Origin of the sequence: Streptomyces sp. NPDC059828 (assembly GCF_042731955.1) — a bacterium.
In the GTDB taxonomy this organism is placed as follows: domain Bacteria; phylum Actinomycetota; class Actinomycetes; order Streptomycetales; family Streptomycetaceae; genus Streptomyces.
This window is the reverse complement of the sequence record NZ_JBHWIW010000021.1, coordinates 72,158-84,145: the sequence shown is the minus strand read 5'-3', so window position 1 is coordinate 84,145 and position 11,988 is coordinate 72,158. Positions and strand designations below refer to the sequence as shown.

Annotated in this window: 7 protein-coding genes and 2 tRNA genes; 5 read left to right on the top strand and 4 right to left on the bottom strand. The window is 70.3% G+C overall.

All coding sequences use genetic code 11. The features are described 5' to 3' along the window. The first annotated feature begins 215 nt into the window (after nucleotides 1-215). Together ACFV6V_RS15395 and ACFV6V_RS15390 are read left to right on the top strand one after the other, a co-directional pair. Entirely contained in the window at nucleotides 216-974 is a 759-nt protein-coding gene (locus ACFV6V_RS15395; protein ID WP_385564472.1) for an IclR family transcriptional regulator, read from the top strand. A gap of 100 nt (nucleotides 975-1,074) precedes the next feature. Next, nucleotides 1,075-1,148 (top strand) — tRNA-Lys (locus tag ACFV6V_RS15390). Between the two features lie 102 nt (nucleotides 1,149-1,250). Here ACFV6V_RS15390 and ACFV6V_RS15385 read toward each other — a convergent pair. From ACFV6V_RS15385 to ACFV6V_RS15370, 4 genes are all read right to left on the bottom strand, one after another. Next, a complete protein-coding gene (locus tag ACFV6V_RS15385) occupies nucleotides 1,251-2,927 on the bottom strand; it encodes an AMP-binding protein (protein WP_385564469.1) in 1,677 nt (558 codons plus the stop codon). Nucleotides 2,928-2,953: 26 nt separating this feature from the next. After that, nucleotides 2,954-3,541 (bottom strand): lytic polysaccharide monooxygenase, encoded by a 588-nt coding sequence (locus tag ACFV6V_RS15380; RefSeq protein WP_385564466.1) that lies wholly within the window; start codon nucleotides 3,539-3,541, stop codon nucleotides 2,954-2,956. A 139-nt stretch (nucleotides 3,542-3,680) separates the two neighbouring features. After that, nucleotides 3,681-5,393 carry an SPFH domain-containing protein gene (locus ACFV6V_RS15375; protein ID WP_385564550.1) on the bottom strand — a complete coding sequence of 571 codons (1,713 nt, stop codon included), beginning with the start codon at nucleotides 5,391-5,393 and terminating at the stop codon, nucleotides 3,681-3,683. A 50-nt stretch (nucleotides 5,394-5,443) separates the two neighbouring features. Further along, nucleotides 5,444-7,264, bottom strand: a complete 1,821-nt coding sequence (locus tag ACFV6V_RS15370; protein WP_385564463.1) for a peptidoglycan-binding protein — start codon at nucleotides 7,262-7,264, stop codon at nucleotides 5,444-5,446. 196 nt (nucleotides 7,265-7,460) lie between these two features. On the opposite strand from ACFV6V_RS15370, the gene ACFV6V_RS15365 reads away from it, so the two are divergent. From ACFV6V_RS15365 to ACFV6V_RS15355, 3 genes are all read left to right on the top strand, one after another. Further along, nucleotides 7,461-7,534: transfer RNA gene (locus tag ACFV6V_RS15365), tRNA-Lys, on the top strand. Nucleotides 7,535-7,962: 428 nt separating this feature from the next. Further along, a complete protein-coding gene (locus tag ACFV6V_RS15360; protein WP_385564460.1) occupies nucleotides 7,963-9,906 on the top strand; it encodes a glycosyltransferase family 2 protein in 1,944 nt (647 codons plus the stop codon). After that, nucleotides 9,903-11,855, top strand: a complete 1,953-nt coding sequence (locus ACFV6V_RS15355; RefSeq protein WP_385564457.1) for a galactose oxidase-like domain-containing protein — start codon at nucleotides 9,903-9,905, stop codon at nucleotides 11,853-11,855. Before ACFV6V_RS15360 ends, ACFV6V_RS15355 begins: the two co-directional genes overlap by 4 nt. The last annotated feature ends 133 nt before the right edge of the window (nucleotides 11,856-11,988 follow it).

The following is an 11,988-nucleotide window of genomic DNA, read 5'->3' as shown; positions in this document are numbered from 1 at the left end:
CATCCGCTCCCCTCGCTCCCCCTCTTGTGCTGGGGGGGGACCGTCCGCCGCACAATTTTCTGCTTTTTTTGGTTCTTGTTACATGCCGCGGGCGGGCCCGCCGCCCCACCACCGGGGGCCCCCACGACAATTCTCGCCAACAGCCGCCCCACCACCGGTTCTTGGCGGCTATCGTGGTAGAGAAGCATGCGGTCACAACCTGGTAGGGGGAAACCGTGGCGCTGAAGCCGGAGCCGACCGCGCCGTTCCACTCGGTCCAATATGCCCTGCGCGTGCTGGAGACCATCTCCAGGCACGGCGGCGGGGTCACCGATGCGCAGATCGCGCGCGAGACGGGGCTGCCCACCGGGCATCTGGCGCCCATGCTGTTGATGTTGCGCCGCGAGGGCTATGTGGAGCAGGTCGGCGACGGGGCCTATGTCATAGGTGACTCTCTCGTCCTGCTCGGCTCGGGCACCACACGCCAGGAAGCCCTGGAGCGCAAGCTCCAGGAGACACTCACCGAGCTGCGCGACTCCGTCGGCGCTGCCGTCTACATCAGCCGGTACATCGACGGCGAGGTCCGGATCACGCAGTACGCGGACGGCCCCCGCACCCCGAAGGTCAACGAGTACGTGGACTTCCGCTCCGCCGCCCACGCCAGCGCGGTGGGCAAGTGCCTGCTCACCCAGCTCGACCAGAACGGCCGCCGCGACCATCTCTCACGCCACAAGATCGCCCGGCTGACCTCCCGCACGATCACCAATGAGAAGTTGCTGTTCTCCAAGCTGGATGCACAGCCGCCCACGGTCCCGGTGCTGGACCTCCAGGAGTACGCGGTGGGCACGGTCTGCGCAGCGGTGCCGCTGACGGCCGGATCCGCGGTGGGCTGCCTGGCGCTCTCGCTCCCGATCGAGCATGCGCACCGCCTGCGCGCGGCGGCGGACACGCTGAACCGCCGGGCGGCGCCGGTGGTGCCGTCCCTGACTCTCTGAGAGGCCCGGGCGGTGGTCCGCGGTGGTGCGGAGCACCCCTGCGGACCAGGTAGTATTACTTCCGTCGTCAGCCGCCGAGTGCGGCGAGAACGGCAAACCCGCGCCGCTAGCTCAGTTGGTTAGAGCAGCTGACTCTTAATCAGCGGGTCCGGGGTTCGAGTCCCTGGCGGCGCACCTTTCACTGTGGCCCCTCGTATCCGTACGAGGGGCCACAGCGTTTCCCGAGCCGGTGGCCGTCCCCACCCCTGCCCCTGGGCGGGTCGGACCCGGGGCAGGTCAGAGAAGCCAGGCGCGGTGGTGCTCCTCGTAGGCACCCAGCAGAGCCCGGATGTCCTCGCCCGTCAGCGGGCGGTGGTGCAGCTCACCTGCCGGGCGCCACCACACCGGCTCCGGGCAGCGGAACGACTCGCGCCGCAGCGCCACGCGGTGGATCTTGTTGGTCGCCGTGACCGGGAGCCGGGACAGGACACGGACGAAACGCGGGGCCATCTTGGTGCCCAGGTCGGGCTGGGCGGCGAGGAAGGCGCCGAAGGCCACCGGGTCGAAGGCGGCGCCGGGACGCAGAGCCACGGCGGCCATGACCTGGTCGCCGGATACGGGGTCGGGCACCGCATAGACCGCGGCCCCCGACGCGGCGTCCCAGCGGCAGAGGATGCTCTCGATCATCGCCGCGGCGAGGTTCTCCCCGTCCACCCTGAGCCGGTCGTCGGCGCGGCCCGCGAAGTACAGGAAGCCGTCGGTGTCGCGGAAGAAGAGGTCCCCGGTCCAGTACCAGCCCTGCCGGACCCGTGCCGCCTCGGCCTCGGGGTTCCGCCAGTAGCCCTCGAAGGGGTTGGGCCCGCGGTTGACCAGTTCGCCTATCGCCTGGTCGCCGTTGAGCAGACGACCGCCCGGGGACAGCCGCGCGGGCTCGCACTCCTCCCCCGTCGCGGGGTCGACCACCGCGAGGTCGCCCCCGGGCGCGGCCCGCCCGATGGCCCCGGGCGGAGTGCCGGGGGTGCGCTGGATGGCGGCGCCACCCTCGGACGAGCCGTAGCCCTCGGTGAGCCGGACCCCGAAGCGACGCTCGAAACGGGCCGCGTCCACCGCCCCCGCCTCCGTGCCGAAGCCGGTCCGCAACCGGTGGTCGCGGTCGTCGTCCCCTTCGGGCACGGCCAGCAGATAGTGGACGGCCCGTCCGACGTACGTGAAGTACGTGGCGCCGTAGGCCCTGACGTCCGGCAGGAAGCCGGAGGCGGAGAAGCGCCGCCGCAGCGCGATGGAGGCACCGGCCGCGAGTGCCGGGGCCCAGTTGGCGATCACCGCGTTGCCGTGGAACATCGGCATGCAGATGTAGTGGACGTCATCGGGGCGCACGGCGAAGTGCCGTACGAGCGAGGCGCCCGCCGCGGCGAGCCGCCCCTGGCTGCATATGGCCGCCTTGGGCGCACCGGTCGACCCGGAGGTGAAGTAGAGCAGCAGCCGGCTCCCCGGCCCCACCGCACGGATCGCCGTGTCGCCCGGTTTCGCTCCCTCGTACGGGGCGAGGAGCGCGGCACAGGCGTCGGTGTCCGTCACCAGTATCCGTACGCCGGGAAGGTCGAGACCGTCCAGCAGAGGCAGATGGGCGCGTTCGGTGACCAGCACCCTGCAGTCGGTGTGCAGGATGTCGCGGGCCAGTTCGGCGCCCCGGCGGGTCGGGTTGATGCCCGCGACGGCGGCCCCTGCGAGGGCCGCCGCGCTGATCCAGAGGGGGAACTCCGGAGTGTTGTCGAGCAGGATCCCGAGGTGCGGTTCGGCGCCCCGGGGCAGCAGATCCGCCAGCAGTGCGGCGCGCGCGGCGGCGCCGGAGGCGACCTGGTGGTGGGTGAGCACGAGGTCGCCGTGTCTCAGTCCCACGCGGTGGTCGCCCCACTGGCGCGCTACGAGGTCCGCGACGGTCGCACCGCTTCCGGTGCCACGGGGGCTCACCATGGCGCCGTACGGTAGCTGACACATCGTCAGAATTGAACGTCCGAGCAGGCGTAGAAGGCGTTCGGGGTGTCACTGATCGTCCATACCGCCAGGATCAGATGGCGGCCGGACTTGGCCGGCAGCCGACCCGTGTGGCTGACCGTCGCCGGTGGGCGCTGACCGTGGTACGGGACGGTCAGGAAGGGCGCCGGGTCGAGAGAGGCCCTGGTCAGCGGCTGGCCGGAGTTCCAGCCGTTCCTGGTGATGTAGTACCGGAAGTCGGCGGTGGCGTGCGGGGCGGTGAACCGCCACCGGAAGGTGTAGTCCTGCCCCGACGGGACCCGGGTCGCCGGCCATGACCCGCCGCGCGGGTCGTCGAGCTGTGCGAAGCGGCTGTTGCCGCCCGCGCAGATCGTCCCGTCGGCCGGACCCAATGAGGGGAAGTCCTTGGGGCCCTCGACGCTCTGGGGCTCCCACTGGATCTCGCCGCAGTTCGCCACCGTGCCGTTGGCGCAGAGTTTCTGGCGGCTGATGGGGGTGTCGGTGTAGCCGTGACTGGCGGCGCTGCCGGTGGCGAGCACCGTGCCGCCCGCCACCGCGAGCCCGACCAGGGCCGCGCCTATTCGCTTCCGCATGCTGTCGCTCCTGGAGAACGTGGGGGTGTTCTTCGAGCCGCGCCGCGCGGTCGTGCATGTTCAGGTCTAGACCAAGTCCCAGACTATTGACGGTGGTTGGACATGTCCAGACCAATCAGCAAGACCGATTCCGGCCTTCTCACAGCCCGTCCGTACTGCCCGGGCGCCCCGTGTAGAAGGCCACGGTCAGGTCCCGCACCAGAGCCTTGCGCTCGTAGTCGTCCAGTTCCACGAGCCCACGTACGGTGAGCCGCCGCACCGTCTCGTCGACCGCGTCCACCACCGACGACATCAGCGCGTCCCGGTGCTCGGCCTCGATCGCCGCGGCCTGGCGGCGGCGCATGGCGGCGGCGACCTCGGGCGCGTACTCGACCCGTGTCGGCTGCGCCGAGAAGATCTCGATACCGACCGGGGCGCACTCCGCCACGAGGGCCTTCGTGAGCGTGTCGCCGACGGCTTCGGCGTGGCGCAGCGTGGGCGTGCGGCCGTCCGGTGCGGCGCCCTGGGCGCCGATGACCGGCGCGATCTCAGCGGGGAGCCGGGAGAACACCCGGGCCATCGCCGACTCGACCTGCTCCCTGAGATAGCTCTCGTGGTCCGCCAGGGACAGCGTCGCGCGCGCCGTGTCCTCGACCCGCCAGACCACCAGGACCACGGCCTGGAGCGGGGTGCCGCCCGCGTCCACCACATGCATCGGCTCACTGCGCCAGTGCCGCAGCCGCACATCCACCCGGCGGCGCAGCAGCAGCGGACTCACCCACATCAGCCCGCAACGGCGCACGCTCCCGCGGTACTCGCCGAAGAGCGTGAGGACCCAGGCATGGCCCGCACGGCCGCGACCGAGGCCGCCGAGCGTGAACGCGGCGACGAGCAGACAGATGCCCAGCACCATCCACTCACCCATGCCGATGCCCCGGTACGGGTGCGCGCTCAGCCCGAAGAGGGCGGCCAGCCGGTCGGGGCAGGCACCCGCCCGGTAGAGCACGTTCGCCGCCACGGCGAGCACACCGCAGCCGATGAACAGGCTGATCCAGCCCGGCAGCACAGGCCCCGGACGCTCGCGCAGCCTCGGGTCCACGGGCGGCGCGGGCCGGGGACGCGACTGGGGCTGCACGGACACCACACCGCCCGCCTCGGCCATGCGGCCCGCGGGCAACACGGCGGGCATGGCCACGGTGTCGGGCCCGCCGTCGTCGTCGTCGGAACGGACCGGCTTGGCGCTGGTGGTGTCGTCGTCCCGGAAGAGCGGCCGGAGCGGTAGCCGCCCATTGGTCTCGGCCCCGATCCGGCTCGTCAGCCGGTCACCGGATCCTGTTTCGGTGCCGGCACGGGTTTCGGTGCCGGTGTCGTTCTCCCTGCCGCCGCCGGCCTGGGTCTCGGCTTCCGTCGGCATGGGAGTGCCGGGCCCGGAGTGGATCTCGCTGTGGGTTCCGGCGTGGGCTCCGGCCTCCTGGAGCGCCGCGACGGACCCGGCCTCGTCCGGGCGCCGGACGCCTTCCGCACGGCTGCCGGGCAGTGTGTCCGGCGGGCCGGACAGCATCCCGGCAGCGACGGCGGGGGCGGCCGCCTCCGCCGCACCACCGGCCCCGGAAGAGCCCTGCGGGAGGTGTCCCCCTCCCGGGTGGCGTACATCCACGGCACCGGCAAGGCCATCACCCGAGACCGCGTCAGGCAGTTGCGGCGACAGTCCTTCCACGGTCCCTGCGGAACCGGACAGGGCCCGGTGCCGGGCTGTCGGCGTTTCCACGGCCGGGGCACCCGGGATTTCGGCCCGGGCGGGTACGGAGAGTGCGGACAGACGGGGAAGTCGTGGCGGCAGCGGAGCCGCGGGGTCTTCGGGGTATGGGGTCATGGTGGTCACCGGGGCCGCTCCTCGGGATTGGCGTGGTCTGGGGCGGCGGCTCAGGAGAAGAGCCGCAGCCAGGTCTCGGGGCCGGGGTAGCCGTCCGCCGCGCCGTCGCGCCAGCCCTGTGCGCGCTGGAACGCCCGGACGTTGCGACGGTCCGCCTCGGTCCACTGCCGACCGGGCCCCGCCGATGTGTCGAGTTCGCCGAAGCCCCGCTGCGCCAGCCGACGGCGGAGCTCCTCGACGTGTGAGTTGGCCCGGCCGGGCCGGAAGCTCGACGAGCCCGGATACACCGGCGCCCGCGCGGCCTGTACGGCGCGTTGGGGAGGGGCCGCTTGGCCGGGGCGGGTCTGCGGGGCGGCCGGGTGCGCTTCGCCGCCGTCCGGGACAGCCCGACCGGCACCGCCCTGCGGCCTCCCGATCCCGGGGTCACTTCCGGCAGCGCCGCCCGGCGCGGCCGCCTGACCGCCGCCGCCCGGCAAAGACCCCCGGCCCGCACCGCCCTGCGGCGCAGCCCGGCTCGCCGCACCGTCCGGCGGAGTGGCTTGAGCAGCACCGCCCTCGGCAACGCCCTGCGGGGGCCGGCCGTCACTGCCCTGCGGCGCAGCCCGGCTCGCCGCACCGTCCGGCGGAGCGGCACGACCGGCACCGGCCGGCACCGGCGCGGTCGCGGCGCTGCCCTCGCTGACGCCGCTCTGCGAAGTTCCCCCGCCGCCTGTGCCCTGCGGCGAGCCCGCTGTCTGCGGCGCGCTGGTGCCTGCCGCGGCGTCGCCACTCGTCTCGGCACCGGCACCGGCGCGCGTGGCCTCGCCGGCACCGCGCTGCGGGATGTCCTTGCCCCTGCCGCTCGCCAGAAGGCTCCAGGTCCCCGGCCCCGGCACCCCGTCCGCCTGGCCACCGGCCCAGCCCTGGGCCCGCTGGAAGGCCAGCGTCGCCTGCCGGTACGCCTCGCTCCAGCGCGCCCCTGGAGCCTGGCCGAGAAGCGCCTCTGCGCCGCGCTCCCTCAGCAGCCTGCCGAGTTCGGCGATGTGCTCGCCCCCGGCGCCCGGCCCGAAGAGCGCGGCACCGGGGTAGGGGGCGACGGCGCCCAGGGAGGGTTTGCGGGGGCGGGAAGCGGCGCTCGCGCCGATGACGCCCTTGTAGCGGTACGCCACATAGGAGGCGGAGTCGCTCCAGTAGGCCATGGGGGTGGCCTGCTTGCGGGTGTGCGGCCTGGCTTGTTCGTAGGCGATGTAGTGGGTGTGCGTGTAGTCGGTCCAGCCGCCGAAGATCGTGACGTGCGAGCCCTTGTTCGGGTCGGCCGTGTTGTGGAACAGCAGGATGTCGCCCGGTTGCAGCGCTTCGCGGTCCAGCCGGACACCGAACTGCGCCAGGCTCCCGGTCCACTCGTTGCCCGGCAGGTTCCAGGCCATCGAGACATAGCCCGAGCAGTCCTGGCGGTAGCCGTCCGACCAGAAGTCGGTCATCGAGTACGGCACCTTCGCGTCCACCCAGCGCTTGGCCCGGTTGATGATGTCCGCCCGGGTCGTCAGGCGCAGCACCGGCGCCTGGGCTCCCACGGAGCCGGGCGCCGGGCCCCCGTGCAGCGGCCCCTGGCCGCCCTGCGGGGTCTCCGGTTCGGGGTCCCTGAGCTGCGCGGGCCGCTTCGCCGACGGCCAGGCGGTCACGGTCAGGGCTCCCGCTCCCCCGCCTCCGTACAGCACCACCCCCGCCGCCGTGGCAAGGAGCAGCGCGCAACGGGCTCCGTGCGCCGTACGCGCACCTCCCGCGCGTGCCCGTGGGGGGTGCGCGCGGGCCGGTACGCGCCGCTGCTGCGCGCATCCGGCGCAGCCGCAGTCAGCCACGGGCTCGTACTCCTCGAAGGCCGGAACGGTCATTACGGTGCCCCTCGCACTGTCGTAATTTTCCTGATACGTCCCTGATGCGTTCGCATTCTGACGGACCAAAGGGAAAAAACGACCATCCGACAGGCCGAAAACGTCCGAGAACATCCGAGAACCTCAGGCACCCGGGGCAGCCGGGCAAATGGTCGGAGCGCACCCGGACGTCAGGTAGAGTTCTCCAGGTCAGCAGGCGCCGCTAGCTCAGTTGGTTAGAGCAGCTGACTCTTAATCAGCGGGTCCGGGGTTCGAGTCCCTGGCGGCGCACGCGATACCGGAGCCCCTCGCCATCGGCGAGGGGCTCCGGCGTTTCCGCGTACACAAGTACGAGTACAACCGGCTACACATACCGCTTACAGACCGCTCACCGAGGCCGCCTTGCGATCAAGGCGTTGGTCGTACAACCTGTGTGGAACCAGTGACTCCAATAGGACCACTGGGTCGACTAGTTGGGGGCGGTTTGCGGAGGGATGCCCGGGTTGCACCGCAACCGTGGGTAAGGGGACCCCGTTCGCGATGCGGTGCCCGTGCCGGGCATCATGCAACCGGAGGGCCGCCTTCTCATGTCTACGAGGCGTACGAGGCCACGGCCTGACCATTGACGCGTCCGGAACATCTGGTTTAGGGGAACCGAGGTCCGGGCGCCGCACCAGCGAACGATCACGCAGCCAGTTAGGCGTGCGGGGGGATAACTCATGACGTCGACGCCGAACGGCGCCCGGCAGCAGGACAACGACCCTTCCCGGACCACGCAGCTTCGGGTTCCCCCGCAGCTCCGAACGGCCGGAGCCCGGCAGCGCCCCAAGAAGGCGCTGCCGCGGTACGACTACGAGCACTACAGCCGGCTCGCCGGTCCCCTCACCCAGCCGGACCCGTCGCGGCCGTACCGGGTGCAGTACCGCTCACTGATCTCACAGGAGCCCCACCGGATACGCGCCGCGCTGCTCCTCGGGGCCGCGCCACTGGTCTCGCTCGGACTGTTCATCTGGCTGATGCAGCCTCAGCACTGGACCGAGCGGGATCCCAACCTCAAGAACGACCTGCTGCTGTGGCTCGATGTCGTGATGCTGGTCTCGATCGGCCTGATCGAGCTCTTCCGCACCATGAACGTGCTGTCGAACGCGCATGCGACCTTGGTCGCACGTGACCCGATCCCCGTCGTGCCGGAGTCCGGCACCCGGGTCGCGTTCCTCACCTCCTTCGTTCCGGGCAAGGAACCTCTGGAGATGGTGACGAAGACCCTCGAGGCGGCAGTCAGGATCCGCCACCGCGGCCTGATGCACGTCTGGCTGCTCGACGAGGGCAACGACCCCGAGGTCAAGAAGGTCTGCGAGCGCCTCGGTGTGCACCACTTCTCCCGCAAGGGCATAGCCAAGTGGAACCAGCCCACCGGCGCCCACCGGGCCAAGACGAAGCACGGCAACTACAACGCCTGGCTGGAAGCCCACGGCGACAACTACGACTTCTTCGCCTCGGTCGACACCGACCACGTCCCGCTGCCGAACTACTTGGAGCGGATGCTCGGCTACTTCCGCGACCCGGACGTCGGCTTCGTGATCGGGCCCCAGGTCTACGGCAACTACGACACCTTCGTCACCAAGGCGGCCGAGTCCCAGCAGTTCCTGTTCCACGCCCTGATCCAGCGCGCGGGCAACCGCTACGGCGCCCCCATGTTCGTCGGCACCTCCAACGCCGTGCGCATCAGGGCGCTCAAGCAGATCGGCGGACTGTACGACTCGATCACCGAGGACATGGCGACGGGCTTCGAGATGCACCGCGCCAGCAACCCCGAGAGCGGCAACAAGTGGCGCTCGGTCTACACCCCGGACGTACTGGCCGTCGGCGAGGGCCCGTCCGCCTGGACCGACTTCTTCACCCAGCAGCTGCGCTGGTCCCGCGGCACCTACGAGACGATCCTCAAGCAGTACTGGAGGGGCTTCGGGTCACTGCCGGCCGGCAAGCTCTTCAACTACACGATGATGATCATCTTCTATCCGATGTCGGCCCTCAACTGGATCCTGGCCGCGCTCAGCTGCGCCCTGTTCCTGGGCATGGGCGCCTCGGGTGTGCAGATCGACCCGGTGATCTGGATGATGCTGTACGGCAACGCCTCGGCGCTCCAGATCGGCCTCTACATCTGGAACCGCCGCCACAACGTCTCACCGCACGAGCCCGAGGGCTCAGGCGGTCTCGCCGGCATGGTGATGTCCGCACTGTCCGCGCCGATCTACGCACGCTCCCTGATGGACGCCGTGCTGCGCCGCAAGAGCAAGTTCGTCGTGACCCCCAAGGGCGACTCGTCCAGCCCGGACACCCTCTTCGGCACTTTCCGGATCCACCTGTTCTTCATCCTGGTCTTCGGCGGTTCGCTGGCCTCGTCGTTCTTCCTCGGCCATGACCACCCCGCGATGATCACCTGGGCTTCGCTGGCCCTGCTGATCACGGCGTCGCCCATCTTCGCCTGGCGGCACCAGATGCGTCAGGAGAAGAAGAACCGCAGAAGGCGGAAGAACCGCCGCGGCGGCGCCGCGGCGGGCACGGCGCCCGAGCCCGGCGGCGAGTCGCCGGAGTCGCAGGAGCGGCCCGACCGGGCCCCCGACCAGACCATGCAGATCGCCCTTGGGGGACGTAAGAAATGAGCACCCTTCCCGTCCGGCCGAACTACCGTAAGAACCGGGCCCGGCGGATATTCATCGGCGTGGCGGTGGTGGCCGTGGTCGCCGGGTTCAACGGTCCGGCGCTCTACCGGTACGGCTCGGCGGAGTACCACGAGTACAAGATCAACAAGCCTGAGTACAAGGCCGCCAACGGCCACTGGGACTACCTGGACGTCCCCTCCGAGTACCGGATCAACTCGATCCACGCCGCCCTGCTCCACACCGGCAAGGTCCTGCTGATCGCCGGGTCCGGCAACAACCAGAAGAACTTCGACGCGAAGAAGTTCGAGTCGGTGCTGTGGGACCCGGAGACGAACACCTTCAAGAAGATCCCCACCCCCAAGGACATGTTCTGCTCCGGGCACACCCAGCTGCCCGACGGAAAGCTCCTGGTCGCGGGGGGCACCAAGCGGTACGAGAAGCTCAAGGGCGATGTCACCAAGGCCGGCGGCCTGATGATCGTCCACAACGAGGACCCGGACAAGCCGATCACGCTGCCGGCCGGGACCAAGTTCACCGGCAAGTCCAACGGCAAGACCTTCGTGTCCAGGGACCCGGTGCTGGTCCAGCGGGCGAAGAAGGTCTTCGACCCGGTGACGGGCGAGTTCCAGCGCACTGAGGCGGGGCTCGGCCGTATCTACGTGGAGGCCGAGGAGTCCGGCAAGTCGCACGAGACGGGCACCGAGGACAACTTCCGGGTGCACGGGCTCACCGGCTCCGACACCCGCAACGTCTACGGCATCGCGCAGAAGCTCGCCCTCGACAAGAAGGACTTCCAGGGCATCAGGGAGGCCTACGAGTTCGATCCGGTCGCCGAGAAGTACATCAAGGTCGACCCGATGAACGAGGCCCGCTGGTACCCGACGCTGACCACGCTCAAGGACGGCAAGGTGCTGTCCCTCTCGGGCCTCGACGAGATCGGGCAGATCGTGCCCGGCAAGGACGAGATCTACGACCCGAAGACCAAGAAGTGGAAGTACACCGGTTTCGAGCGGCGCTTCCCGACGTACCCGGCGATCTTCCTGATGGACAACGGGAAGCTCTTCTACTCCGGTTCCAACGCCGGTTACGGACCTGCCGACGTGGGCCGCGAGCCGGGTGTCTGGGACCTGGACGACAACTCGTTCGAGAAGATCCCGGGCATGAGCGACCCGGACAAGCTGGAGACCTCCGCGACGGTCATGCTGCCGCCCGCCCAGGACCAGAAGTTCATGGTCATCGGGGGCGGCGGAGTCGGCGAGTCCGAGAAGTCGAGCAAGAACTCCCGGCTCGTCGACCTCAAGAAGGACCAGCCCCGCTTCACGGACGGCGCCACTCTCGACAAGGGCACCCGCTACCCGAGCGCCTCGCTGCTGCCGGACGACACCGTGCTGGTCACCGGCGGCTCCGAGGACTACCGCGGGCGGGGCGGTTCCAACGTCCTCGAGGCGCGTACGTACAACCCGAAGACCGGCGCGTACACGCGTGTGGCGGACCCGCAGGTGGGACGCAACTACCACTCCGGCTCGGTGCTGCTGCCCGACGGCCGGTTGATGATCTTCGGCTCCGACTCCCTCTTCGCCGACGCCGCCAACACCAAGCCCGGCGTCTTCGAGCAGCGGATCGAGATCTACACCCCGCCGTACCTCTACCGGGACTCGCGCCCGGCGATCAGCGGCGGCCCCAAGAGCATCAAACGCGGGGCGTCCGGCACCTTCAAGAGCGCACAGGCGGCGAAGATCAGGACGGCGAAGCTGATGCGGCCGAGCGCGGTCACGCATGTGACCGACGTCGACCAGCGTTCCATCGCGCTGGAGATGGAGAAGACGGCGGACGGGTTCAAAGTCAGCGTGCCGAAGAACCGATCCCTCGTGCCGTCCGGCTGGTACATGCTCTTCGTGACCGACGACAAGGGCACGCCGTCCGAGGGCGTCTGGGTCGAGGTCCCGTAAGACCTCCCCGGAGGACCTCCCGCCGGGAAGAACACGAGACAAGGGGGTGGCCCCGCCGCGGGGGCGGCGGGGGGCCCCCCCTGTTGTTGGGGGGGTTTTGTTACAGGGGGGGGTTTTTTTAATTGTGTTTGGG